This window comes from Sphingobium sp. CFD-1 (genome assembly GCF_024611115.1).
Taxonomy (GTDB): Bacteria; Pseudomonadota; Alphaproteobacteria; order Sphingomonadales; family Sphingomonadaceae; genus Sphingobium; species Sphingobium baderi_A.
The window spans coordinates 2880583-2903609 of sequence record NZ_CP084398.1 but is presented as its reverse complement, the minus strand read 5'-3'; the positions used below and the strand labels follow the sequence as shown (position 1 = coordinate 2903609).

Annotated in this window: 24 protein-coding genes; 15 read left to right on the top strand and 9 right to left on the bottom strand. The window is 64.2% G+C overall.

What is annotated here, in order from left to right; genetic code table 11:
• Window positions 1-26: 26 nt before the first annotated feature.
• Complete coding sequence (locus tag LDB26_RS14660; RefSeq protein WP_257538989.1) at window positions 27-2591, top strand: TonB-dependent receptor; 2565 nt, start codon at window positions 27-29, stop codon at window positions 2589-2591.
• Window positions 2592-2596: 5 nt separating this feature from the next.
• Window positions 2597-4708: an Atxe2 family lasso peptide isopeptidase gene (locus LDB26_RS14655; RefSeq protein WP_257538988.1), complete on the top strand. Its 2112-nt coding sequence runs from the start codon at window positions 2597-2599 to the stop codon at window positions 4706-4708.
• On the opposite strand, the gene LDB26_RS14650 is transcribed toward LDB26_RS14655, so the two are convergent.
• The 7 genes from LDB26_RS14650 to LDB26_RS14620 all read right to left on the bottom strand — a co-directional run bounded on the left by LDB26_RS14650 (window position 4705) and on the right by LDB26_RS14620 (window position 10369).
• On the bottom strand, window positions 4705-6453 hold the full coding sequence (locus LDB26_RS14650; protein WP_257538987.1) for an asparagine synthetase B family protein: 1749 nt from the start codon (window positions 6451-6453) through the stop codon (window positions 4705-4707). The two genes, LDB26_RS14655 and LDB26_RS14650, sit on opposite strands and share 4 nt — an antisense overlap.
• On the bottom strand, window positions 6453-7109 hold the full coding sequence (locus tag LDB26_RS14645; RefSeq protein WP_257538986.1) for a lasso peptide biosynthesis B2 protein: 657 nt from the start codon (window positions 7107-7109) through the stop codon (window positions 6453-6455). The genes LDB26_RS14650 and LDB26_RS14645 overlap by 1 nt, the downstream gene beginning before the upstream one ends.
• Window positions 7110-7163: 54 nt before the next feature.
• Window positions 7164-7283 carry a benenodin family lasso peptide gene (locus LDB26_RS14640; RefSeq protein WP_257538985.1) on the bottom strand — a complete coding sequence of 40 codons (120 nt, stop codon included), beginning with the start codon at window positions 7281-7283 and terminating at the stop codon, window positions 7164-7166.
• A gap of 165 nt (window positions 7284-7448) precedes the next feature.
• A complete protein-coding gene (locus LDB26_RS14635) occupies window positions 7449-8054 on the bottom strand; it encodes a GntR family transcriptional regulator (protein ID WP_257538984.1) in 606 nt (201 codons plus the stop codon).
• 6 nt (window positions 8055-8060) lie between these two features.
• Window positions 8061-8927 (bottom strand): phytanoyl-CoA dioxygenase family protein, encoded by an 867-nt coding sequence (locus LDB26_RS14630; RefSeq protein WP_257538983.1) that lies wholly within the window; start codon window positions 8925-8927, stop codon window positions 8061-8063.
• Between the two features lie 16 nt (window positions 8928-8943).
• Complete coding sequence (locus LDB26_RS14625) at window positions 8944-9543, bottom strand: acyl-homoserine-lactone synthase (protein WP_257538982.1); 600 nt, start codon at window positions 9541-9543, stop codon at window positions 8944-8946.
• A gap of 58 nt (window positions 9544-9601) precedes the next feature.
• Complete coding sequence (locus tag LDB26_RS14620; RefSeq protein WP_257538981.1) at window positions 9602-10369, bottom strand: LuxR family transcriptional regulator; 768 nt, start codon at window positions 10367-10369, stop codon at window positions 9602-9604.
• Between the two features lie 238 nt (window positions 10370-10607).
• On the opposite strand from LDB26_RS14620, the gene LDB26_RS21675 reads away from it, so the two are divergent.
• The 6 genes from LDB26_RS21675 (at window position 10608) to LDB26_RS14595 (ending at window position 15946) form a co-directional block, all read left to right on the top strand.
• Window positions 10608-10808 (top strand): transcriptional regulator domain-containing protein, encoded by a 201-nt coding sequence (locus LDB26_RS21675; protein WP_373886117.1) that lies wholly within the window; start codon window positions 10608-10610, stop codon window positions 10806-10808.
• A 172-nt stretch (window positions 10809-10980) separates the two neighbouring features.
• Complete coding sequence (locus tag LDB26_RS14615; RefSeq protein WP_257538980.1) at window positions 10981-11394, top strand: DUF2285 domain-containing protein; 414 nt, start codon at window positions 10981-10983, stop codon at window positions 11392-11394.
• A gap of 723 nt (window positions 11395-12117) precedes the next feature.
• On the top strand, window positions 12118-13191 hold the full coding sequence (locus LDB26_RS14610; protein ID WP_257538979.1) for an ArdC family protein: 1074 nt from the start codon (window positions 12118-12120) through the stop codon (window positions 13189-13191).
• A complete protein-coding gene (locus tag LDB26_RS14605; RefSeq protein ID WP_257538977.1) occupies window positions 13172-13573 on the top strand; it encodes a DUF2958 domain-containing protein in 402 nt (133 codons plus the stop codon). Before LDB26_RS14610 ends, LDB26_RS14605 begins: the two co-directional genes overlap by 20 nt.
• A gap of 118 nt (window positions 13574-13691) precedes the next feature.
• Entirely contained in the window at window positions 13692-15566 is a 1875-nt protein-coding gene (locus LDB26_RS14600) for a ParB/RepB/Spo0J family partition protein (RefSeq protein ID WP_257538975.1), read from the top strand.
• Between the two features lie 170 nt (window positions 15567-15736).
• Window positions 15737-15946, top strand: coding sequence for a hypothetical protein (locus LDB26_RS14595; RefSeq protein ID WP_257538974.1), 210 nt, complete (start codon window positions 15737-15739; stop codon window positions 15944-15946).
• 121 nt (window positions 15947-16067) lie between these two features.
• Here the strand turns inward: LDB26_RS14595 and LDB26_RS14590 are convergent, their stop codons facing one another.
• Window positions 16068-16274 carry a YqaE/Pmp3 family membrane protein gene (locus tag LDB26_RS14590; RefSeq protein ID WP_257538973.1) on the bottom strand — a complete coding sequence of 69 codons (207 nt, stop codon included), beginning with the start codon at window positions 16272-16274 and terminating at the stop codon, window positions 16068-16070.
• An 832-nt stretch (window positions 16275-17106) separates the two neighbouring features.
• On the opposite strand from LDB26_RS14590, the gene LDB26_RS14585 reads away from it, so the two are divergent.
• From LDB26_RS14585 to LDB26_RS14560, 6 genes are all read left to right on the top strand, one after another.
• The gene (locus LDB26_RS14585; RefSeq protein ID WP_257538972.1) at window positions 17107-17427 is read left to right on the top strand and encodes a DUF736 domain-containing protein; all 321 of its coding nucleotides are present in this window, start codon (window positions 17107-17109) and stop codon (window positions 17425-17427) included.
• Window positions 17428-17604: 177 nt separating this feature from the next.
• The gene (locus LDB26_RS14580; RefSeq protein WP_257538971.1) at window positions 17605-17862 is read left to right on the top strand and encodes a helix-turn-helix domain-containing protein; all 258 of its coding nucleotides are present in this window, start codon (window positions 17605-17607) and stop codon (window positions 17860-17862) included.
• On the top strand, window positions 17859-18431 hold the full coding sequence (lepB, locus tag LDB26_RS14575; RefSeq protein ID WP_257538970.1) for a signal peptidase I: 573 nt from the start codon (window positions 17859-17861) through the stop codon (window positions 18429-18431). The genes LDB26_RS14580 and lepB overlap by 4 nt, the downstream gene beginning before the upstream one ends.
• On the top strand, window positions 18419-19054 hold the full coding sequence (locus LDB26_RS14570; RefSeq protein ID WP_257538969.1) for a lytic transglycosylase domain-containing protein: 636 nt from the start codon (window positions 18419-18421) through the stop codon (window positions 19052-19054). Before lepB ends, LDB26_RS14570 begins: the two co-directional genes overlap by 13 nt.
• A 106-nt stretch (window positions 19055-19160) precedes the next feature.
• Window positions 19161-19850 carry a pentapeptide repeat-containing protein gene (locus LDB26_RS14565; RefSeq protein WP_257538968.1) on the top strand — a complete coding sequence of 230 codons (690 nt, stop codon included), beginning with the start codon at window positions 19161-19163 and terminating at the stop codon, window positions 19848-19850.
• Window positions 19851-20164: 314 nt separating this feature from the next.
• On the top strand, window positions 20165-20464 hold the full coding sequence (locus LDB26_RS14560) for a hypothetical protein (protein WP_257538967.1): 300 nt from the start codon (window positions 20165-20167) through the stop codon (window positions 20462-20464).
• A 50-nt stretch (window positions 20465-20514) separates the two neighbouring features.
• Here the strand turns inward: LDB26_RS14560 and LDB26_RS14555 are convergent, their stop codons facing one another.
• Window positions 20515-20721 carry a hypothetical protein gene (locus LDB26_RS14555; protein WP_257538966.1) on the bottom strand — a complete coding sequence of 69 codons (207 nt, stop codon included), beginning with the start codon at window positions 20719-20721 and terminating at the stop codon, window positions 20515-20517.
• Between the two features lie 293 nt (window positions 20722-21014).
• On the opposite strand from LDB26_RS14555, the gene rlxS reads away from it, so the two are divergent.
• Window positions 21015-23027 (top strand): relaxase/mobilization nuclease RlxS, encoded by a 2013-nt coding sequence (gene rlxS, locus LDB26_RS14550; RefSeq protein ID WP_257538965.1) that lies wholly within the window; start codon window positions 21015-21017, stop codon window positions 23025-23027.

Below are 23027 nucleotides of genomic sequence, written 5' to 3'. Positions count from 1 at the left end.
AATGGCGGCACGGGGGAGAAGGTCCAATGTCTCGATTTTCAGTCACCGCATATTATCTGTCCGGCAGCATCGCTGCCGCCATGCTGGCGGCCAGCGCGCCGATCGTGCTTGCCCAGCAATCTGCCGAAATGGCGATCACGCTGCCTGCCCAGCCGCTCGGCGCATCGGTTCGCGAACTGGCCCTGCGATCCGGACAGACGATCATTGTCGATGCGGCCCTTGCCGAGGGAATGAACGGGCCTGCGATCCATGGAGCCTACACGATCGAGGGCGCGCTTGACCGACTGCTTGCCGGAACCGGACTTTCCTGGACCCGGCTCGAAGGCAGCATCGTCATCCGAAAGGAAAATCTGTCCCGGCAGGAAAGGGACGAGGGCGTCGGCATCGTGGTCACCGGCAGCCGTATCCGCGGTGCGCCGGTCCCGTCGCCGGTCATGGTTCTCGACAACCAGGCGATAAGAGACACTGGTCTCGCCGATCTGGGCGACGTCGCCCGCAGCCTGCCGCAAAGTTTCGGTGGTGGGCAGAATCCCGGCGTCGGTTTCAACGTGCCCTCGAGCACTGGTGGCAATGTCGGCGGCGGGTCGTCGGTCAATCTGCGTGGCCTGGGCAGCGATGCAACGCTCACCGTGCTGAACGGCCGCCGCGTGCCCTATGATTCGGCCCGGCAGGGCGTCGATATTTCCGCAATCCCGCTCGCCGCCGTCGATCGCATAGAGGTGGTGGCGGACGGCGCGTCGGCCATCTACGGATCGGACGCGGTCGGCGGTGTGGTCAATGTGATCCTCAGACGCGACTATGACGGCGTTGAAACCCGCGCCCGTATCGGCGGATCACCCGATGGCGGCAATTTCCAGCAGCAATATGGCGCCCTTGCCGGCAGTCGCTGGAATGGGGGTGGCGGCTTTCTCACCTATGAATATGGCCGGAACACCGCCCTCACGACCAACCAGCGAAAATATGGCCGGATCAGACCGGGCCTGACCTTGTTGCCGGCCAGCCGCCGCCATGCCGTGGCTGGAAGCCTCCATCAGGACATCAGCGACAATCTCACCATCGAACTGGATGGCCTTTACAACCAGCGGACGGGTGAATTTTCCTATCCTACGAGCGTGGCCGCCAATCTTGCGGTCAGCCGCATCACCCAAAGCTATGACAGTTATACGCTGGCCCTGTCGGGCGTCGCGCGGCTAAGCCTGGGGCCGTGGGAACTCAGCCTGTCGGGAAGTTTCGGGAAGGGGCGCACCTATTTTCAGGGTGACACCTTCATCAACGACCAGTTCGCCAGCCGGGCCTGGGGTCGCTATCATAATCAGAGCATCACTGGTGAAATCTCCGGCGATGGACCCCTCTTCGCCCTGCCGGGCGGGGACGCCAAGCTGGCGGTTGGCGCGGGCATCCGGGCGAATGATTTCGAGATCTTCCGGGGCGCAGGCAATGTCAACAACGCCAAACCCTCGCAGGACAGCATCTACGCCTTTGGCGAGGCCAGCTTCCCGCTGATAGGCCCGGCGCAGGCCATTCCCATGATGCGCAGCCTCAGCCTGAGCGCCGCGCTTCGCTATGAACGCTATCGGGGCCTTGCCGATGTCGTGACGCCCAAATTCGGGATGATCTACGCGCCGGCCGATTTCATGGACATCAAGGCGAGTTGGGGGCGGTCCTTCAGGGCGCCAAGCTTCATCCAGCTTTATTCGATCGAACAGGCCATCCTCTATTCGATCACGACCTTTGGGGGCACGGGCTATCCGGCCGGGACCACCGCCTTGCTGGTGGCCGGGGGCAATAGCAATCTCAAACCGGAAAAGGCGCGCAGCTGGTCAGCCACCATGGCATTGCATCCGCCCGCCATTCCTGGTGCATCCCTGGAACTGAGCTATTTCCATACCCGCTATGTCGATCGCATCGTCAATCCGATCCCGACAGCGGCGCGGGCGCTCGTCGATCCCATTTACGCCAACCAGATCATCACCGCACCGACGGCCCAGCAGCTTGCGGCGGCGATTGCCCATGCGGCGCAGTTTCTGAATGGGGCAGGCGCACCCTATGATCCGTCCAAGGTCGGCGCGATCATCAATCGCGCCAACGTCAATGCTGGACGCCAGACGATCCAGGGCATCGACGCCCAGTTGAACTATCAGACCGAGCTGGCAGGTGGCAAAATGGGGCTTTCGGCCAATCTCACCTATCTCGACAGCGAGCAGCAGATTTTGGTGGCGGGTCCCACTGAACAGCTCGCAGGACGATTGTTCAACCCGCCGCACTGGCGAGGGCGGGGTACGGTCAGCTGGAGCGATGGCGCCTTCAGCGCGGCGGCCACGCTCAGCACCATAGGCGGCGTCAAGGATGCGCGCGCGACCCCGGCACTGCACATTGACGGGATGACGACGGTCGACTTCAGCACACGCTACCGATTTGGCGACCGGCCCGGCCCCCTCAGCGGCGTCGAACTTGGCCTTTCGGTCCAGAACCTCCTCAATCAGCTTCCTTCGGTTGTCGCGACCAGCCTCTATTATGACACGCCCTATGACTCGACCAATTACTCCGCGGTCGGGCGCTTCATCGCGCTCGAACTGGTGAAGACATGGTGAGCGCCATGAACAGGACATCGATCGCATGGCTGGCTGCGGGCGTGGCGCTTCTGGCCTTCTCTGGCCCGGCCATGGCGGATTGCAGCGACCTGCTGGCCCGCCCTGCGCCGGTGGTGAAGCAGCGCGCCATCACCGCGAAGGATCTGCTGGGCGTGCGCGACATCGGACGGGGTGATGGCGCACTGCTCGGCAGTCAGAGCCCGCTCGGCCTGTCGCCCGACGGCAGGCGCATCGCCTTCATCCTCCTCCGCGCCGAGGCGTCGACCAACAACTATTGTATCGGGTTGGCGGTGATGGATAACCGGCCCGGTGCTGCGCCGCGCCTGCTGGATGAGGGCGGGGAGTTCATCAGCGGGACCGGGGACTATCGCGGGGTCATCCTCCCCACCGGATTTCCGATAGTGCTCGCACCCTCCTGGTCGCCCGATGGCCGGTGGATCGCCTTTCTGCGCAGGGACCAGGGCGTCACCCAGCTCTGGACGGTTCGGGCCGATGGGGGACCTGCCCGGGCGGTCACGCGCTCGCCGGTCGATATCGAGCAATTTGCGTGGAAGCCCGATGGCGCGACGCTTATCTATGCCAGCCGGATGGGACAGCTGGCCGAGCGGTCCGCGCTGGCGCGCGAGGCCGTCACCGGATTTCGCTATGACGATCGCTATGTGCCGATGATGGGCGACAAACCCATGCCGTTGGCGACGACAGCCTTGTCCCTGTTTCGCGTCGATCCGGTGGGCGGAGAGGCCCGGCCCGGCGAAGAAACTGACCGGACGCTGCTGGGTCCCGATCCGATCGGCTATGAAGTTCTTCCGCTCTCGGCGAGAGCCGATGACGGGCGCTTCGTCCAGGCAGAGCATGTCACCGCCAATCCGGCCAGCCCGTGGGTGCTGGCCATGTCGTCCGCGACTGGCGTGATAATCCCCTGTCCGGCTGAGGCCTGTAGCGGCAAGTTTGCCGGGCTTTGGTGGATGCCCCATGGTGGTCCCCTGCTCTTCCTTCGCCGCGAAGGCTGGAATGACCGGTCGACGGCGCTCTACCGCTGGCAGCCTGGTTCCGGCCAGCCACAGAGAATATTCGTCACGAGCAATGTCATCAGCGGCTGTGAACTCGCAGGCGGGGATCTTGTCTGCCTGCGCCAGAGTGCGAGCGTGCCGCCCCGGATCGTGCGGATCGATCCGGGCGATGGGCGCACCGATCTGCTCTTCGATCCCAATCCCGAATATCATTCCATCCGGTTCGGCAGGGTCGAACGGCTGGAATGGCGTAACGACCGGGGCCTGGAAGTCGCCGGCGATCTCGCCCTGCCTCCCGATTATGACGGAAGAGAAAGACTGCCCATGATCGTGACGACCTATCGCAGCAACGGATTTCTGCGGGGCGCGACCGGCAATGAATATCCGATCCATCTGTTCGCCGCGAAAGGCTTTGCCGTTCTCAGCCTGGACCGCCCGCCCCATGTCGGCGCAATCAATCCGCTCAACAAGGACTGGCAGAAGCTGCTCGCGGAGAATGACCGGGACTGGGGAGAAAGGCGCAGCATGCATTCCTCCGTCATGACAGGGGTGCAGCGCGTCATCGACATGGGAATTGCCGATCCGGATCGCATCGGCATCACCGGTTTGAGCGATGGATCGAGCACGGTCGGCTTCGCCCTCATCAACAGCCGCCGCTTTGCCGCGGCAGCAATCAGCACCTGCTGTCTTGAACCCTGGACCGTGAACGCCACCATCGGTCCGGCCTTTGCCCGGAAGATGCGGGCGCAGGGTTTCCCGCCCGCTACGTCCGACAACCGGCAATATTGGGAGCCCGGCTCGATGATCCACAATGCCGCATCGATCGACACGCCATTGCTCATGCAGCTCGCCGACCGGGAATATCTGACCGCGATCGACGTCTTCGCTGCCCTGCGCGAACAGGGCAAGCCGGTCGACATGTATGTCTTTCCCGATGAATATCATAATAAATGGCAGCCGCAGCATCGGCTGGCCATCTATGAGCGTAATCTCGACTGGTTTCTCTACTGGCTTCAGGACAGGGAAGATCCCGATCCGCGAAAGGCCGATCAATATGCGATCTGGCACAAGCTCCGTCAGCAACGATCATCGCCTTCCCGATCCTAGACCTGTCCCGCGATCCATGCCTCGACATCTACGAGATGCATGATGCGGTGATAGTGTGTGCCCTGTACAGGCCCCTCGCTGTCCAGGGCACGTTCGAGCAGGGGCATGTCGAGCAGTCCTGCCCGTTGCAGATGTCCGTCGAGCAGCATGGCGCGGATGATTTGCCTGTTCGCGGCGAAGATTTCCGCGATATAGCTGTCCGGCGTGCCCTTCGTCCGGCGATCCACGATTGCCGCCGGCAAGCGGTCGCGAAATGCATCGCGCGCCACGATCCGGTTCTGGCCCTGTCTGGACCACCACCAGCTCGGTATCCGCAGGCACGCTTCCACGACCGGCTGCGAAGCCAGTGGCGTGACATGACGCACCGGGCTCCTGATATCATTTCCCTCGGCCCAGCCCTGGGCGGCGGTAATGAGCGCGATATGCGCGGCCGTTCCCGTTTCGCCGCCGCGCGGTGGCTCGAGCCATGGATGGTGAGGGCCCAGGGCTTCGTCGCCCAGGACCTCCGGCGAGAGATATTGGGTCATCGGCCGCCAACGATAGGCGGGTGAGTTGCGGAAGGCGCGTGCCGCTGCGCGACCGATCACCGTCAATGCGCTCACATCTGCCATGGTCGCAATCGAAAGGGCGGTGGACCAGCCTTCGCTGAGGCTCCGTCCGCGCAGGAAAGCATCGGTGACAGGGGCGATGGACCGCAGGGAAAAGAAGACATTGTCCCCGCCGCCGCCATCGATCGTGATATCGGCGCCGATCGTTGCGACCGCCTCGCCCAGCAGGTGGGCGGTGCCCTGCATGAAGCTGCGGGCCAGGGGGTTGGGGTGGCTCCATGCATGGGAACGGGTGATGTCGACCATGCCGACGTCCCACTGCGCTTCAATGATCGGCGCGCCCATATGGGATGCGACCATTTGCGCATAATGGCGTTCATCGCCGATGGCACCGATGCTGGCGAGATTGAAACAGGTAAAGGGGCAGCCATGGGTTCCAAGCGCGGCGGCCAGCACGGAAGAATCGATGCCGCCCGACAGCATCAGCAGGGCGCGATCTGTCCCCGCTATGCTCGCACGGGTTGCGGTCGAAACCGCGCGCCGGATCATGCGTGCGGCCTCGTCCCGGTCGTCAACCCAGTGGAGTCTGCCGGCTCGATCCCACGGATTCCAGCTCTGCGTGATGCGCGGCCCGTCGGCCGTGACATGAAGATAGGAGCCTCCGCGCAGTTCCTGCACGCCGGTAAGGCAGGTGGAGGGCGAGGGGATATCCTTGAGCGCCAGGCGGCGCAGAATGCCGGACCAGTCGATCCCGCGCGACACCCATCCCGCGAGTGACAGCAGGGACATGTCGGAAGCGAGGACAAGCCGATCGCCCTGCATCGCATGGAAGCAGGGCAGGCGCCCAAAGGGCGAGCGCAGGACATGAAAGCCTGCGGCCCCATCACGCAGGATCGCGACGAAATTGCCCCAATGATCCTTGCTGATGCGGTCCGGATTCCGAGGCTCGCCGCCGGGTGCGAAATCGGAAGGAAGGGTGACCAGATCGCTTTTGCCGGTCGCAAAGATCGGCCCGATGACCGCGCCCCTATCATCGCCCAGTCGGCGGACATGCGCACCGCCGCTGCCTGCGATGAGCAGATCGTCCCGGTCGATCATGACCGACAGCCCCTCGGCGCTGGCAATGGCGGTCCGGATCGCGGGCGGGATGGGACTGCGTTCCGGTGCCGGAGCGATGATGGCGACAAACCTCTCCATCAGATGATCCTGATCGGATTGAACGGGCGGACCTGTTCGGGATTATCGGCGATGACCATGCCGTCGACCTCGACCCAGCTGTGCGCCTGGAAGGGATTGAGCTTGACGCCCAGGACGAGATCCGGCCGGAAGCCCAGTGCGATGAGCCATGATGCGAGCGACAGCGCGGTGGGGAGGCACTGGTCGCGGGCGGAGAGGATCATGGCGGCTTGGCGATAGGCCTGGTCGAGCTGCGCAAGCCTGCTGGGTGGAGCGGTCCGCTGCGCAACGTGCTGTTTTCGCCGTTCGATCGAGCCGATGTTGCGCGAGAAGGGCAGGTGCTTCACTCGTGCGCGCCACCACAGCCGCCGGGCTATGGCGCTTGCGACATAAGCGGGCGAGACGCACGGCTTCTCCATGGGAAGGCTGGTCTCGGATGACTGCGTGCGGGGGCAGGGGGCCGGCCTGTCGCCGATCGACGAGCGGGTGATGATGCCAGCCTCCAGCAACGCGTCGCCATGGCGGTCATCGATGCTGCCGGTGTCGATCAGGCACTCGAATGCCTGATCCAGGCCAGGCCGCAGGCCGAAATAGCGATCGGCGTTGAGGTCCAGGAAGATGGTCCGCCCCTCGGTCCGGCAGAAGCTCAGACCCTCGCGAAGTGTAAAGCCGGTCATGCTGTGTCTCGAACAGGACGATGGCGCGCAGCCATGAAGCTGCGCGCCACCCCTTCAGTCGTCGGAAAGACCGGCCTGGATTTCATTGAGGCCGACATCGCCGGTAAGGCCGCCGGGACCCTTTGTTTCCACGCTGATCGTGCCGAGTTCGATCACGTCATTGTCGCGTTCCATGATAGTCACTCCTTGGCTTCGCTGCGGGAATTGCAGCACCCAGAAGCGTAGGAAGCGCGAGGCCTTATCCGAAACTTATACGGATTTGATATCGCGAATATATGGGACGGCGGAGGAAAATAGACGTTGACAGTCAATATGTTGGGTCGGAGCGTGTCGCGGGCGTCAGTCGTCCCGATAGACGCCCCGGAGCAGTTTGGCCGCGGCGCGCTGGCGGCGAAGATGATAGGTCGATGAAGTCCGGCGCAGCAGCTTGATGTCGCCTGCACGCGCGCCGTGCGCCAGCGCATAGAGTTCCTCGTCAATGCCGCCCAGCATGTCCTCCTCCCCGATCCGTGCAACGTGCAGGCGCGCGTTGGTCCGTTCCATCGCTTCGCCATGTTCGCGATTATTGGAGGCACTGGCGATGCGGTGGAGGAGCTGCGCTGCCTGTTCAGCGGTTGATGCCGAGTCCGGGTCGAACTCGATCGATTGCAGCACGGAGCGCCGGGCGCTGCGCAGGGCGAGCTGGATGATGTCGCTCGACCAGGCATAGAGATCCTTGAGGCCCGGCTCGTCGATCAGGGGAACGAGGAAACCGCCGCCGCTCCGCGCTTCAACGAGGCCTTCGCCGGCCAGATGGTTGAGCGCCTCCCGGACCGGCGTCGTGCTAGAAGCCAGGATCGCGGCCAGTTCCGCAGGATCGAGACGGGATCCGGGGCGATAGCCGCGTTCCATGATCAGCCGCTTCAGGCTCTGCTGGACTCGCTCGGAGGTGGGACCGGCGCTCATCGTCGTTCACCTCTGCTGTGCCGCAAAGGCCGACACCATTGCTTCCTGATCGGGCCGCAACGCGTCGATCGCGGCGCGCGCGCGATCCGGTTCACCGGTGAGCAGGACCGATGGGCACTGCCCCTCGAAATTGCCGAGATTTGGCCGGTGCTGGCGATAGCCGGCAAGCGCGGCGAGTTCCGGTGAGAATCGGCGGGCGACATCGGGCGGATAGGCAAGCCACAGATTCTCATAGGGTTTGAGCCATCCTAGCGAATAGCCGGTGACAATGCCTCGCCTGATCGTGTCAGTCCTGTTCGCGCCCGCGCCATGGAGGGTCGAGCCGAGCAGGATAAGGGCAGACCCAGGGTCCATTGCGGCGGGGATCGGAGGCTCGGGCGGTTCCACTTCAAGCGCCTGGGCGCCATGGCTGCGCGGCCATATGCGTGTCGCGCCATTATCCGCGGTAAAGGGGGTGAGCGGCCAGACGATGTTGACCAGATATTCGATTTCGCCCTTCGGCGCTGCCCACATATCCTGGTCTCGGTGCGGCGCCTGCGCCGGCGCGCCCGGGTGGATGGCGATGGCCTGGCCGACATTGAGCTGGATGCAGTCGCACCAGGGCTCAAGGATCTGCGTGGCGATGTGCGTGACGAGCGGATGCCGGACAAGCGCCTCCGTATGGGGCGACCGCGTCAGCAGCCGCCCGAATCTTTTGGTCGTCTCGCCGTAAAATGGCCCCTGGCAGAAGGGGGTGGCGGCAAAGGCCGGCGCCAGATCGGCGTCGAGCGCTGTAATGACGCCCTCGGGCAAGGCATCCGGAATGAGGCACCATCCCTGCTCGAACAATTGCGCAAGCAGGGGCGAAGCGTTGGTCGTTGGGGTTGCGGTCATGATCGCTCCTCCCGTTTCAGGCCGCCATCGGCGCCTGGTCATAGATGCCGGCTTCAGCGAGCCGGTCGAGCGTGTCGGCGCCGATCTCGATCTCGAGCGCGACCAGCAGCGAACCATCATGCCATCGCGGCACGCCCAGCGGTCTGCATTGCCAGCCAAAGGCCAGGATCTGCTGGAACCAGTTCATTTCGGCGATCGCGACATAGCGGCGGATGCGGTTTGCGAGCGCATGTTCGGCTATGGCCGTCACCAGGCGGTTGCGGACCACCCGCCGCTCGGGCGCCCGCAGATTCCGGCCGAGGCAGAAGCGCGTGATCTCGAAAATATCATCGCCGCGCGGCAGGGCCGTGTCGCACAGACAAGCATAGAAGCTGTCGAGAATATGGGGGCGCAGGGTTGGCAGCAACCGCGCTGAGGCGAGATGGGTGCCATCGGGCTCGGACAAGATGATGTAGCGGGCATGTTCGTCGTCAAACTGGTCGACCTCGAACCGACCGTCGAGAACTGGGATCTTCCACTTGAGAAGGTCGACGAACACGGATTTGCGCGCAGCGAACATGGCGCGCAGCACGGCGTCCGGCACGGGCCGGAACGGTTCTTTCACAATGTGCAACATGGGGCAAACTCCCTTGGTCGTGGGCGATCAAGGGTTGGTTCGAAGGGTCGAGTCGCCGCTATTCCCAGAAATGGGGATGGCGCCAGCCGCCGATGTCGCTGATCGTCAGGGTTCCGTCACCCAGCGTCCGGCCGACGAGCAATATCCGCTTGTTGACCTGGTAGCGTGCACAGGCTTCCTTGATATGGCTCGTCACGGTCTCCTTGCTGATGCCCAGGATCTGGCTGGTTTCCCAGTCGCTCTTGCCCCGCGCCGCCCACTGCACGCAGTCACGCTGCCGGTCGGTGATGAGCGGTGCAGTTATGGCATGTCTGGGTATCGACCAGATCTGCCGGGCCGTATCGAACGCATAATTGCCAAGCAGCTGCGCCATGAGGAGCTTGTCCTCGCGCAGCGGGCGGTCGGTCGCATTGGCGAAGGTGCAGGATCCGGGCGGCTGGCCACCGATATTGGAGGGAATGGTGAAGCCGTCGCCGATGCCCGCCTGGTTCCCGCGCGCGAGATGCTTGCGGTCCCCGGTCGTCAGCGGAATGAGCGCGGACATCTGCGTCCAGCGGAAGCCCCAACTGGTCATGTGGCAGGCCCGATGGACCGGATCGGTGACGCCCAGTGCGTTTTCCGCATAGAATTCGGCCCAGCGGTCCGGATAATTGTGGATATGGATCGCGCCGGCGCCGACGGCAATCACATCGATATGCTGGGTCAGGGCAAAATATTGAAAGCCCAGCTGCTCCGCAATCAGGCGCATGACCGCTGCCATGTCATCGCGCGTCCGAACCTGGTTGATGCATTGGAGGAAATGCATCGCTTCATGATGCATGCTCATGCGCACGCGTTCCGGCCGCAGGCGGCATCTCAAGCTGCCGCGCGTCCCGCAGCCGTCCTTTCCCCTTGGCTGTTGCCGACGAGCGGGCCTCACGCCGCTGGTCGACGAGTTTTATCATGAAATTCTCATATCAAGATTTCGCGCGATTGGGCTTTTATCTGCTTCCATGCAACAGAGCGTTGGAAAAACCGGGCAAACAGATGGCCTGGAGTTTAACCGTTCGGGATGAAGGCGGGCGGTGACAGGCGGCGCGATCGATCCTGCGCCTGAAAATTGGCGGGATCCTGGACCCTATACCGCCTTGCACGGGATCGATCGCGCAGGTCTCATGTGGGAATGGCTGCGCCGTGATCCGGCCTATGTCGCCTGGTATGCGCAGGCGAGCAGGATGACTCGCGGCTTGGCCGATCCCGCACGCTGGGGGCTGCACTTTCGCTGAGCATCCCGACCTCCGGGCCCCGGAGGCGCGGCTCATCTGGCGCGCCGATTTCGATCCCGCGACCCTGCCTGTTTCGGTCGCAACGGGTGCTGTTTCGGCGGAAGAGGGTATCGATGTTGCGCGCCTGGCGCCATGGCTGCGCGTCGTCACTGACGTCATGGGGCGGGAATATGTGGCGCTGACCGACGGTCGCCGGCATTTGCGGCTCGACATCACGGACGGCAGCCTCATCCGGTCCGAGGGCGCGATCATGTTGCGCTATGAGATGTGGGGCGCGAAAACCGCCGCCAGGCGTTTGAGGACCCTGGAGCGCTTCCTCGATCTGGTGCGGACCGGCCGTTTTCGCGCGCCACTCTATCCCATCGACCCAGCGATCGGGCGGGGTCTTGCGCTGCTGCGTGTCCACGATGCCCGTGCAGCAGGGGCGAGCCATCATGAAATAGGCGAGGCCCTCTTCGGGGCGCAAGCGGTCGAAATCGGTTGGGAGGGGCGGTCGGACCATGTGCGGCAGAGGGTGAGGCGGATGGTGAAATCCGCCCGCGCCATGGCGGAAGGAGGATATCGGCTCCTCATACGATCGAAATAAGAACTCAAAGGAGGGCAAGCTCCTCAACCCGGGCGACCAGCTTCGCGCATCCGCGCCGACCGGGTATTCTCAAGCTTGGTGTGACCTGTCGAGCAGGTTGCTGGTGTGTCTGGGATGCATGGATGTGCTGGTCTGTGTGCTTGTCGCTCCGGCGGGGAAGGTGGTCGATCGAGTCGGGATCGGATGCGCGAAGTTCGAACATCGGGTCGCTGATTCGAATCTCGGGCGGCCATAAGGGGCATTTGCCGGACCTGGCCTTAATGTCGACCATGGCCACAGGGTTTAAGAGCTTTCGCGGATTTTGAAACTGTCGCATTTGAACGAGATATAAGGAGGCCGCCTCGCGCCGCTTGGGCGGCGCGACCGCGCTCTCACGGCTCGGCCATTGGGGCCTCGCCGCCGAGCCCCGCCGGGCGGGTCCCGGCCATGCGGTTTCGATCGCTCGCGGTTGGGCCGGCTGTGCCGTCCCGATATGGACGCGGCGCAGGGCGCCGCGGCGTTGCCGATTATGGTCCATCCCTTCAGGCGGGGATGGGCTTTGTCGCCCTGCTAGGCCCGCGTGCACCTCCCGCAAATGGCGGCAGGCCGCCATTCCTCCGCTTCGCTGCGGCCCTTGCGGGTGCGCTCGGCGCTTGGCCGCGTGCCTTGCTGTGCTCCTTGCCGCCCACCCCCGCCCTGCGGGGGACCATTTTGGTGTTTTGGGGTGGTGTTTGGAGGCTAAGCATGACGTCCCCTTCTTCATCCCGCGCCCATGACCGGCGCCGGAACCACGCACATTCAAACGGCAAATCGTCGGGCGAGCGGACGCATGGCGCACGCGACAGCGAGGCGCCCGATATCTATGAGCAGGTTACCGCCCGCATCATATCGCAACTGGAGGCCGGGCGGCTGCCTTGGGTCCAGCCTTGGGTCAAGGCGGGTGAAGGCACCGGCGCCTGCCCGGCACTTCCCCGCAACGCGCTGTCAGGCCGGGACTATTCCGGCATCAACATTCTTCTGCTCTGGGGCGAGCTGATCGCCAAGGGCTATCCCAGCCAGAACTGGCTGACCTTCCGGCAGGCCATACAGGCTGGCGGGAATGTCCGCAAAGGCGAACATGGTTGCATGCTGGTCTATGCCGACCGCTTCATTCCCGAAGCGGAAAAGGCGCGCGCACGGGAAAGCGGAGAAGAAGCGCGGGCGGTTCCGTTCCTCAAGCGCTTCACGGTCTTCAATATCGCGCAATGCGAGGGGCTGGAAGGCCAAATCATTGCCGATCCTGTGCCGCTGCCCGAACGAGAAATTGTCCCGGTAGCAGAGGAAGTCATCGCGGCGAGCGGTGTCGATTTCCGCGTCGGCGGTGATAAGGCCTATTATATGCCTTCGCTCGATGTGGTGCAGGTGCCGCCGCAACCCGCCTTTTTCGAGCAGATCAACTATTACCGGACCTGCCTGCATGAACTGACCCATGCGACCGGCCATGGCTCGCGGCTGGCGCGCGACCTCACGAACGGATTCGGGACGCCGGGCTATGCCCGTGAGGAATTGATCGCGGAAATGGGATCGGCCTTCCTTTGCGCGTCGCTAGGGATCGTGCCGACCGTGCGCCATTCCGACTATATCGGCGCGTGGCTGGCGGTGCTGCGCGAGGACAATCGGGCCATTTTCCGCGCGGCGCGGGCGGCGAGCCTTGCTGCTGACTGGCTTCTGGAACGGCATCGCGCCGCCCAGCAGGGGCGGGTGGACCGGTCCCCCATGATCCGGCGCAAGCCGCCGACACCATGCAGGGGAGGGCGGCATGATCCTCCTTTCCGATGAACTGCGTGCGCGGTTGCGCGCGCAGGCGCGGGCCAGCGCCGAAATCTTGGGGCATGATCCTTGCCCCATCGCTAAATTCTTCAATCCCTTGGGGGCCGCGACGTGGCTCGTCACTGAATTGGCGCAGGATGGCGACACTTTGTTCGGCCTTGCCGATCTGGGCTTCGGATGCCCGGAACTGGGATATTTCTCCCTGCGCGAGATCGAGGCCATCCGCCTGCCTTTCGGCCTGCGGATCGAGCGCGATCTTGCCTTTGCCTCGCTGCATCCGCTTTCGGTCTGGGTCGACATGGCCCGCCGCGCCGGGTCGATCATTCAAGCCCAGACCTTCCTCGCCCGCAGCCTCACGGCCCGGCCGACCGACGAGCTTCCGCCTCCTTGAGAGGCGGCAAGGCGCGGGCGGCCGTCAGCCGCCCATTTAAGGACCGGTCCCGTCCCCTATGCACCGCGACGATCCGTTCGCGGCGGGACCGGCCATTTGCATAAATGGAGTGAGACCCATGAAACTTGAATTTATCGCCCTCGACAGGCTGTGCATCAGCAAGGCCAATATGCGCTGGAGTAAAAAGGCTCCCGATATAAGTGACATATTGCCGACCGTGCGCAAGCGCGGCGTCATCCAGCCCGTCATCGTGCGGCCCTGCGCGTTGGTTGCGGGGGCGGGCGAAAGCGGCATGCCCGAATATGAGATTGTGGCGGGAAGCCGCCGTTTCCATGCGGCCCGCGCCGTTTGGCAAGAAAAACGGGCGGCGGGCGATGCCGACGCCGAATGCGCGGCGCTGCCCTGCGCCATTCTCGACGAGGGCGACGATGCCGATGCCATCGAAGCCTCGCTTATCGAAAATGCCGCACGCCGCGATCCCGCCGAAGTGGCGCAATGGGAGGCCTTCACCCGGCTGGTGAAGGAAGGGCGCGGCGTGGCCGATATCGCGGCAACCTTCGGCCTTCCCGATATCGCGGTGCGCCGGGTGCTGGCGCTCGGCAACCTCCTGCCCCGTATCCGGCAGCTTTACGACCGCGAAGGGATTGACCGTGCGACGGTGCGGCATCTGACCTTGGCGTCGAAAAGCCAGCAGCGCGCATGGCTCGCCTTGTTCGATGACGAGGAGGCTTATGCACCGGTCGGGCACCAGTTGAAGGCTTGGCTTTTCGGCGGCCATTCGATCCCGGTGCGCCATGCCCTGTTCGCCCCGGAGGGAAGCGGGCTGGTCATCATATCGGACCTGTTTGGCGAGGACGCCTATTTTGCTGATGCCGCCGCCTTCTGGGACGCGCAAAATGCGGAACTCGACACCCGCCGCGAGGCATGGCTGAATGCTGGCTGGAGTGATGTGGTGATCGTGCCTGTGACCGAGCATTTCTCGGCTTGGGAATATGAGAAGGCGCCCAAGCGCAAGGGCGGGCGCGTCTATGTCGATCTGCGCGCCAATGGGGAGGCGGTCATCCATGAGGGCTATTTGAGCCGCAAGGAAGCCCGGCAGGGGGCGTCAGGGCAGGGTGAAGCCGAGCGGCCCAGGATCGTGCGCCCGGAACTCACCTCGACGCTCAATATCTATGTCGACCTGCATCGCCATGCCGCCGTGCGCGCGGCGCTGCTCGACCGGCCCGGCACGGCGCTACGGCTGATGCTGGCCCATGCCGTCACAGGCTCGTCCCTCTGGTCGATCCGGCCCGAACCGCAGACGGCGCGCAATAAGGAGGTCGCGCAGAGTTTGGCGGTGAGCCGGGGCGAGGCCCTGTTCAGCGAGCGGCGGCGTGCGGTGCTGGCGCTGCTGGGCGCGGACCCCGACGAGCCGCATCTTGTCGGCGGCGATGATGCGCCCGTCCTTGTCACGCTGTTTCACCGGATGCTCAACCTTCCCGATGCCGCGCTGATGGATATCGTTGCGGTCGTCATGGGGGAATCTCTCGCCAGCGGCAGCGCTGCCGTCGAGACGGTCGGCCTCGTGCTGGGCGTTGACATGGGACAATGGTGGGAGGGCGATGACGCCTTTCTGGAGCTGCTGCGGGACCGCGAACTGCTTGGGGCCTTGCTGGCCGATGTTGCGGGCGATGGTGTCGCTGCGGCCAATGCCAAGGAAAAGGCCAGGACCCAGCGCCGGATATTGGGCGATCATCTGCGCGGGGAAAATGGGCGGCAGGCGTGCGCCGGATGGGTGCCGCGCTGGATGGCCTTCCCGCCATCCGCTTATACGGTGCGCGGCGGCGTCGGTACGGTGAGAGCGCATGAAGCGGCCTGCGCTGCCGCGAGCGCGGCACAGGACAGGGAGGATGACCCGGTGCCGCCGCAGGGCGGCGCGGCCCTGCCGGACCCCGATGGGCAGGATGAAGCCGGGCAGCAGCTTCCCCAGGAGGAACAGCGGCTGGCGGCCTGACACAGCGCCCGACAGGAGGAACGGGATCGCGCAGCGGTCCCGTTCCTTGAGCGGGGGACAAAAATCGGCCGCGCGCCCGCGCCGTTCCGGCTTGGGCGCGCGGTTTGTCATATCCGTCTTGCGTCTGTCACGGCTGTCCCGCATGGGGTTGCCGCAATGAGGGGCAGAGAATGAAGATATTGGACGATGTGGCGCGCTTCGTCGCCCGCCTGGCGTCCGAGGCGGTGTGCGATGGCTGCATCGCGCAGAAACGGTCACTGGCCGATGTCGCGCTTGCGAGCCAAGCGAGCCATGAACTGGCCGGAAGCCACGGCTTTGAACGCTTCAAGGGCGTATGTAGCATGTGCGACGAAGGCGGCATGATGATCCGTCGCCACTGACCGGACCTGTGATCAACGGGATGGTCAGGAGTGCACACTGAGCTATTGTCGGCACAGCCTGTTGCCAAACATGCCGGGAATTTCCGGTGCCCCCGAAAGGCGGTTAAAAGCGAGGCAATGCCTAGCGGATCGATCCCGCGTTGCGCGCCAGCGCCCGCTCGATTTTGCGGTCGGTCTTATATTGGCTGAGAGCATAGACGGCCCAGATCGTCGCAGGCAGCCATCCGATCAGCGTGATCTGGAGAAGAAAGCAGACGATGCCCGCAAGCGGCCTGCCGATCGTGAAGAAGGTCAGCCAGGGCAGGAGGAGGGCGATGATCAGGCGCATTTTCCAATGTCTCCGTTGATGGCCGCCGTCCCTGCCGGTCAAAACAGGCGCGGCCCAATGTCGAAAGCCCCCTTTCGCTTGGATCAGGAATAACCGCATTGACGGTGCCGGGAAACCTGATTCTGAAAGATTTTTGAGTTGGAACATATGCTTATGATATCGGATTTGTGGGTAAACCGCTTTTCCAACATGGAGCGTATTGGGTCGGGGCGCATTCCTTGGATCATGCCGCCGATGGTGCGCAGACCCGTAACGATGAGATGACGCGCCGGTTGCTTGGTGACGTCAGTCTCCCTGCCGGTGAACCATGGGCGCATTGCGGCTTTGGCGGCCCGGCCGGGATTGACGAAAGAGCATTGGGATAGCGGAGCGCGTGCCGCGCGAAGGCTATTGGGCCGGACCGTTCTCTCCGGCCAGCAGTCCTGCCGCTCCTCGCCTCCCTCTTTGCGAAAATGGCGCGGGTCCATACCGTTTGCGCGACCTGGGCCGTGCCGAAGTGGCGTGTGGCGTGGCGCATCCGGCCACATTGCCCGTTGGGCGGGCTGACAGGCCATTCATGCCATCGCTTCCCGGACATGCTTCCGCCCGATCCATTCCGGCGCCTTGGAAAGCAGGCTCTTAGGCCGGTCCCGTCCTCCGGCAACCGGTCGGCTGTACCTTATTTCCCCGCCCTTGGTAGGGCTCCTCGCGGTCGCTGCGCTCCAAATAAGGCTTGCCGCCCGGTCCTTCGCTGCCGCTTCGGCCATGCGGTGCAGGAGGCCTTCTCGTCCCGGCCATCCTGGCCTGCTGCCGCCCGGAAATGGTTCGCGGACGCGCAAGTGGAGAAGGCAAAATGGCTGCAATCGGTTATGTCACCCGCAACGGCAACGGCTTCAAAGGCCAGCTGCGCACCCTCTCGATCCGTGCCGATATCGAGATCATCCCCAACAGCCGCAAGAACGGCAGCAACCAGCCCGACTATCGCGTCATGGCATCAAGCGTCGAGATCGGGGCAGGCTGGATCCGGACCAGCGAAACCTCCGGCAAGGACTATGTTTCGCTCAGCCTTGCTGCTCCGGAATTCGGTCCCCGACGGCTTTACGCCAATCTCGGTCGGGCGGCCGGGCAGGATGATGACGATGCCTTCGCCATCATCTGGAACCCGGCCGACTGACGCCCGCCGCCGGTCCTGGCCGCCCCATGTGCGGCCGGGACCGGTTGGCGCCTTCCAGGGGGTCGAAAAGGGCGCCCCCCATTTTCCGACCGTGCCGGGATAGGTCGGATCGGCCCAGGTTGAGCCGATCTGGCCCATAAGCCCCGCCTTGGGGCCGGGCGCTCAAGGAAAACAGCCATGGAAGACAATGCGAAGGAGCGGTCTCCCGCCAATCCCAGGGAATTGGCCGAGCGCGCCCGGCTTGCGCGCGAGACCTGTCCCTATCTGACAGCCAAGCAGGCGGCCTTTCATCTGGGCATTGCCGCCAATACCTTGAAGCGCCTTCGCCATCAGGGGCGGGGTCCGCTTTGCCGCATGCATGGCGGCAACTGGCGCTATCATGTCGATGATCTCGATGCCTGGTCCGCCGCCCGCAAGTCGGGAGAAGGCGCATGAACCGCCCGCGCGACCTGCCTCTTTGCGCCTGGGGCGAGGCGTTGCGCGCGGCGCGCACGCGGCGGCGTCGCCTGCGCCGACAGGCTGTCTGGCTGGGTTTGGGAACCCTCGCGCTCGGCGCGACCATCGCTTTCCCGCCGCCGCCACGCCTGCTCTGGAATGCGACCGCCAGCGCGCCTGTCGGTCTCTATCTGGTCTCGCCCGGCGCCCGGCTCGCGCGCGGCGACATGGTGGTGGCGCGCGCGCCCTATGCGGCTCGTCTGCTCGCCGCGCGGCGGCATTATCTCCCCATGAATGTGCCGCTGGTGAAGCGGGTCATAGGCGTTCCGGGCGACATTGTCTGCGCGCGGGACGACAGGGTGACGCTGGACGGAAAGCTGATCGCGCGGCGCCTCCTGCACGACGGCATGGGCCGGACGCTGCCCTGGTGGGAGGGCTGCGAGGGCCTGCTTCCCGGCCGCTATTTCCTGCTCATGGACAAGGTGCCTGCATCCTTCGATGGCCGTTATTTCGGGCCGGTTGGCGAGGGGGACATCATCGGCAGGGCGAGCCCGCTATGGCTGCGATAAGGCGCCTGGCGCTGATGCTTGGCTTGGGACTGATCCCTTGGGCGACGCCCTTGCACGCCGATCCCGTTGCGGGTTGGGCCGGGGAGATAGCCAAGGCATCGACCCGTTTCGGGATCGACCGGCTATGGGTCGAAGCGGTCATGCGCGCGGAGAGCGGCGGCCGCACCCTATGGCAGGGCAGGCCGATCACCAGTTCGGCTGGGGCCATGGGCCTCATGCAGCTGATGCCCGGCACCTGGGCCGATATGCGAAGGCTTCATGGCCTTGGGCGGAATCCGCATGATCCGCATGACAATATCATCGCGGGAGCGGCCTATCTGGCCGCCATGAACCAGCGCTTCGGCTATCCCGGCCTGTTCGGCGCCTATCATGCCGGTCCGGCGCGCTATCAGCAATTTCTCTCCAGCGGTCGGCCTCTGCCCCCGGAAACACGCGCCTATATGGCCATTGTCACCGCATCGCTCGGGGTCATGGGAGCGGTTCCACCGATACGCCCTCAGATTGAAATATCTCCGTCCCTGTTCTTCTACCGCATGGAACGGCCGATGCCGCAGAACAGCGGAGCCGGAAGCGAAGCCGTGCAAAATCCTGATCCGCTGTTCGCGGTGCGCCGGGCTTTTTGACCGGTCTGCTGGTGCCGGGTGATGGAGTGGCGCATGGATCGCCGCACGCGACAGAAGACGTGTGGCGGCAGTGGCACCCCGTCCATTTCGCGCTTAGGACGACGAAATGGATGACTTTTCTCCTGAGCATATATGGCGCGACCGCACAGTATCGCGCGATGATATCGAGCGGCTGCCTCCCTCGCAGCGCACCCATCTTGTTGACTGCGATCTTGAAGAAGCTGACCTCTCCAGGCTCGATCTGACCGGCTGGCGCTTTGAGCGCTGCAATCTCCGTCACGCCGATCTGAGCGGTGCGACCCTGGAGGGTGTCGGCTGGTATGGCTGTCGCGGTGCGTTCGCGAGTTTTACCGGCGCGGCCCTTGCCGAGTCCGGTTTTCACGCCTGCGATTTCAACAATGCCGCCTTTCGCCGGGCGAAGCTCTATGCCGCGCGGTTCATCGGATGCAAACTGACCGGCGCGGACTTTACCGACGCTTCCGCCATGGAGATCGGGATCGAGGAAACGCTCCTCATCAATGCGCGGCTTCCAGGCTTTTCCTTCCGCAATGACAGGCTGCGGAAGGTCGATTTCTCCCAGGCCGATATTCGCAAATGCGATTTCCGGCTGGCGATATTCGAGGATTGCAGCCTGCGCGACGCCAACATGGCAGGGTCGCGTTTCGATGGTGCGGACTTGCGCGGCGCGGATATTGGTGGCCTCCGCCTGGTCGATGCCAGCCTTTTCCGGGGAGCGACCATATCGCGCGAGCAGGCTGGCGCATTGTTGAGCGAACTCGGGCTCAAGGTGCGTTAGCGCGAGGCGATTGCCACAGTCCGCCGACACAGCGTTGCGGAGGACGAGCGCCCGGTTCGACAGTCGCGCATCAGGGTGAGGGCAGAAAGACTCGTCTCGGCAAGGCCCAGCATGGCGGGCGGCGGCGCGGCTGTGCAAGGCCGGCGGCGCCTCCAATTTTGCCGGGGGAAGGAGCGCGCAATGCGCGCATTTTGTTTGTTGGCGGCCCGACAAAATCGGTTCCTCCGCCGCCGCTGACGCGGCGCTTCGCGGCCCTGACAGCCACGCCGCCGCCCGCCCCCGGAGATCTGTCCTCGATGAGGAGGACGGATCGAATGATGGAGGCACTCATGGGCATGATGGACAGGAACATCGCTGGGGAATTGGCTGCACTGATCGCCGCGGAGGAGGCCGATTTTCTCTGGGAGGCACGGCAGGCCGAACGCTGGCTGGGCGGCTGGGAAGGCTGCGATGACGGGGAAGAGCTCGACCGGATCGGGATCATCGGCAGCTTGGGTGGCGCATGGTTCAGCGCAATCCTCTTGGTCGATGGCGAGGGCAGGGCGCAAGGCCTTCTTGCGCGACATGATGCGGCGGGCGAGAGCATCGCGCGGGCACGATGGGAGGCGGGCTGAGCGGGAACGCACGCTTCATACGGGGCACGGCGGATCGATGCCCCACAGGGTCATTCATGCTGATAAATCGTCTGTGCATCTGGCCGTTTGACCTGTCCCTGATGGCTTTTGCAGCGGTGAAATCGCGCTTCTTTGACGCTGCGATCCAGAGCGTTTCCGGACAGGAAACGCCCCATTTTTATCGAATCGAACATTGGTATCAGCGGCACTGGCTGGGTATGATGAAGCGACGAACGGTTCGGGCTTTCCTTCGACACGGCGGTGGCTTTTGCGGGGTGGAAAGGAAGCGGGCGAGGGATAGTGGCAGGGGGAAAAGGGTGATGGGAGCGAATGGGGCGCGTAAGGCAAGATAAAGGTGCTGGCACCAAGGGCCATCTAACCTGTTGTCTGCACATCATTTTTCAAGGTGCCATGTTCGGGGATGGACGCTCATCCAGTGCCATATCTTGCTGAAAGGAACGGATTTCCGCGCTTTCTGGCAGCACCGCTTCCCATGGCGCAAGAGATGCTACACTCTGGCTAGGAGAGGGGCCAGAGCAGGAACCATGCGATGGCCGATGATGAGGATTTGACGCCCCGGCTTGGACGGCAGCGCGCGTCGCGTGGGCCGAAGACGCGGCGTTATGCCGGCAGGGTGGTCGCGGCCGCCAATCTGGCGCGGGGGGCAGGGCGAGGACGGAAGGGACATGCCGGCTTTTCCGGCCATCGCTATGGGCGCGGCGCCGGCATCGGCCGGCTGCTTAGCGTTGGGGGAAGCAACGCGCTTCTCCGGCGCCGGCGTGTCATCGTCAAGGCGCGGCTTGTCAGGCTGGGTGGCAAGGGCGGGAATCAGGCGGTTGCCCATCTGCGCTATCTTCAGCGGGACGGGACCAACCGGGCGGGCGAACGCAGCGTGCTGTACGGTCCCGGGGAGGACCATGCCGACGGCAAGGCCTTTCTGGAGAAGGGCAATGGAGACAGGCATCAGTTCCGCTTCATCGTCGCGCCGGAGGATGGCGATCGATATGAGGATCTCAAACCCCTTGTTCGCCGTCTCATGACGCAGATGGAAGAGGATCTCGGCACGCGGCTCGAATGGGTCGCGGTCGATCATTACAATACGGGCCATCCGCACAGCCATATCCTGCTCCGGGGTGTCGATGAGAATGGCGACAATCTCGTCATTGCGCGCGACTATATCGGCAGGGGATTGCGCGAGCGTGCGGCGGAACTCGTCGAACTCGATCTTGGCCCCAGAAGTGATCGAGAAATTCTCGTCTCGCGCCGCGCGGAAATCACGCAGGACAGGTTCACATCGATCGATCGTTCGCTGCTCCGCATCGCCGATGGCCATGTCGTCAAACCCGTTGCCCGCGATCCTCTCGAGCATGACCTGCAGGCGAGCAGGCTTGGGCATCTTGTGCGTATGGGGCTGGCCGAGCCTTTGCCCACTGGCAGATACCGACTCGATCCCGATCTTGAAACGACGCTGCGGGTGATGGGAGAAAGAGGAGACATTATCCGCACGATGCAGCGCGAATTTTCGCGGCTGCGGCTGGAGCGGGCGAGCGCCGACCGGCTGATCTATGATCCGGCCGTGGCGGGTACTTCGCCGCTCATCGGTCGCGTGCTCATGCGCGGGCTTGCCGACGAACTGGAGGATCGTCATTTTCTGCTGATCGACGGCATCGACGGACGCACCCATTATGTGCCGATCGGCAAGGGCGAAACCGGCGATTGGCTCCCACCATCAAAGGTCGAGGGGGACGGTCCTCAGCCAGGCGCCGCCGTTGTCGCCATCAGGCCGAGGGAAGCAGCCGTCCGCGAGGTCGATCGGACGATCGCCGCCGTCGCGGCTGGCAATGGCGGGCGCTATGATGGCGAAGCGCATCGCCTCCATGACCCGGGCGCGCGTTCGGACTATGTGGAAGCACATGTCCGCAGGCTCGAGGCGCTTGCGCGTGCCGGGGATATTGCCGGGCGTTCGGGCGATGGGCGCTGGATCATCGCCCCCGACCATCTCGATCGCGTAGCGGCGTTCGAGCATCGGCAACTCAGGATCCAGCCTGTCATGATCGAGATGCTCTCGCCCGTGGGTGCGGCGGAATTCGCGACCACCCATGCCGCAACCTGGCTCGATCGCACGCTGGTCGATGGTGATCCTCCCCAGTTGCGCAATGCCGGGTTTGGTCGCGACATGACGGATGCGCTGGCGCGCCGGAGGCAATGGCTGGTGGAGGAGGGGCTGGCCGAGCAGGGCGAAGGCGAAATCCGCTATCGCAAGGATCTGCTTGCAGTCCTGCGGCGACGTGAGCTTTTGCGCGTGGCGGGCCAGCTGTCGCGCGAACTGGCCTTGCCCTTTGCCGAGACCGTCGAGGGCGAGAAGCTCGAGGGCATATACAGGCGCCGGGTCGATCTGATCTCCGGGCGCTTTGCGGTGCTCGAACGGTCGCGGGATTTTGCGCTCGTGCCCTGGCGACCGGTGCTGGAGCGGCGTGTCGGGCAAAGTGTGTCCGGCCTGATGCGCGAAGATGGCGTGAGCTGGTCCTTCGGGCGGGGCAGAAGCGGGCCGACGATCAGTTGA

Excerpts from the sequence above, each read along its gene's own strand:
- LDB26_RS14625 (WP_257538982.1), bottom strand. The coding sequence starts at position 9,543 with ATGTTGCACATTGTGAAAGAACCGTTCCGGCCCGTGCCGGACGCCGTG.
- LDB26_RS14655 (WP_257538988.1), top strand. The coding sequence starts at position 2,597 with ATGAACAGGACATCGATCGCATGGCTGGCTGCGGGCGTGGCGCTTCTG.
- LDB26_RS14585 (WP_257538972.1), top strand. The coding sequence starts at position 17,107 with ATGGCTGCAATCGGTTATGTCACCCGCAACGGCAACGGCTTCAAAGGC.
- LDB26_RS14660 (WP_257538989.1), top strand. The coding sequence starts at position 27 with ATGTCTCGATTTTCAGTCACCGCATATTATCTGTCCGGCAGCATCGCT.
- LDB26_RS14605 (WP_257538977.1), top strand. The coding sequence starts at position 13,172 with ATGATCCTCCTTTCCGATGAACTGCGTGCGCGGTTGCGCGCGCAGGCG.
- rlxS (WP_257538965.1), top strand. The coding sequence starts at position 21,015 with ATGGCCGATGATGAGGATTTGACGCCCCGGCTTGGACGGCAGCGCGCG.
- LDB26_RS14640 (WP_257538985.1), bottom strand. The coding sequence starts at position 7,283 with ATGGAACGCGACAATGACGTGATCGAACTCGGCACGATCAGCGTGGAA.
- LDB26_RS14560 (WP_257538967.1), top strand. The coding sequence starts at position 20,165 with ATGATGGAGGCACTCATGGGCATGATGGACAGGAACATCGCTGGGGAA.
- LDB26_RS14565 (WP_257538968.1), top strand. The coding sequence starts at position 19,161 with ATGGATGACTTTTCTCCTGAGCATATATGGCGCGACCGCACAGTATCG.
- LDB26_RS14590 (WP_257538973.1), bottom strand. The coding sequence starts at position 16,274 with ATGCGCCTGATCATCGCCCTCCTCCTGCCCTGGCTGACCTTCTTCACG.
- LDB26_RS14580 (WP_257538971.1), top strand. The coding sequence starts at position 17,605 with ATGGAAGACAATGCGAAGGAGCGGTCTCCCGCCAATCCCAGGGAATTG.
- LDB26_RS14645 (WP_257538986.1), bottom strand. The coding sequence starts at position 7,109 with ATGACCGGCTTTACACTTCGCGAGGGTCTGAGCTTCTGCCGGACCGAG.
- LDB26_RS14630 (WP_257538983.1), bottom strand. The coding sequence starts at position 8,927 with ATGACCGCAACCCCAACGACCAACGCTTCGCCCCTGCTTGCGCAATTG.
- LDB26_RS14600 (WP_257538975.1), top strand. The coding sequence starts at position 13,692 with ATGAAACTTGAATTTATCGCCCTCGACAGGCTGTGCATCAGCAAGGCC.
- LDB26_RS14635 (WP_257538984.1), bottom strand. The coding sequence starts at position 8,054 with ATGAGCGCCGGTCCCACCTCCGAGCGAGTCCAGCAGAGCCTGAAGCGG.
- LDB26_RS14610 (WP_257538979.1), top strand. The coding sequence starts at position 12,118 with ATGACGTCCCCTTCTTCATCCCGCGCCCATGACCGGCGCCGGAACCAC.
- LDB26_RS14650 (WP_257538987.1), bottom strand. The coding sequence starts at position 6,453 with ATGGAGAGGTTTGTCGCCATCATCGCTCCGGCACCGGAACGCAGTCCC.
- LDB26_RS14620 (WP_257538981.1), bottom strand. The coding sequence starts at position 10,369 with ATGAGCATGCATCATGAAGCGATGCATTTCCTCCAATGCATCAACCAG.
- lepB (WP_257538970.1), top strand. The coding sequence starts at position 17,859 with ATGAACCGCCCGCGCGACCTGCCTCTTTGCGCCTGGGGCGAGGCGTTG.
- LDB26_RS14595 (WP_257538974.1), top strand. The coding sequence starts at position 15,737 with ATGAAGATATTGGACGATGTGGCGCGCTTCGTCGCCCGCCTGGCGTCC.
- LDB26_RS14570 (WP_257538969.1), top strand. The coding sequence starts at position 18,419 with ATGGCTGCGATAAGGCGCCTGGCGCTGATGCTTGGCTTGGGACTGATC.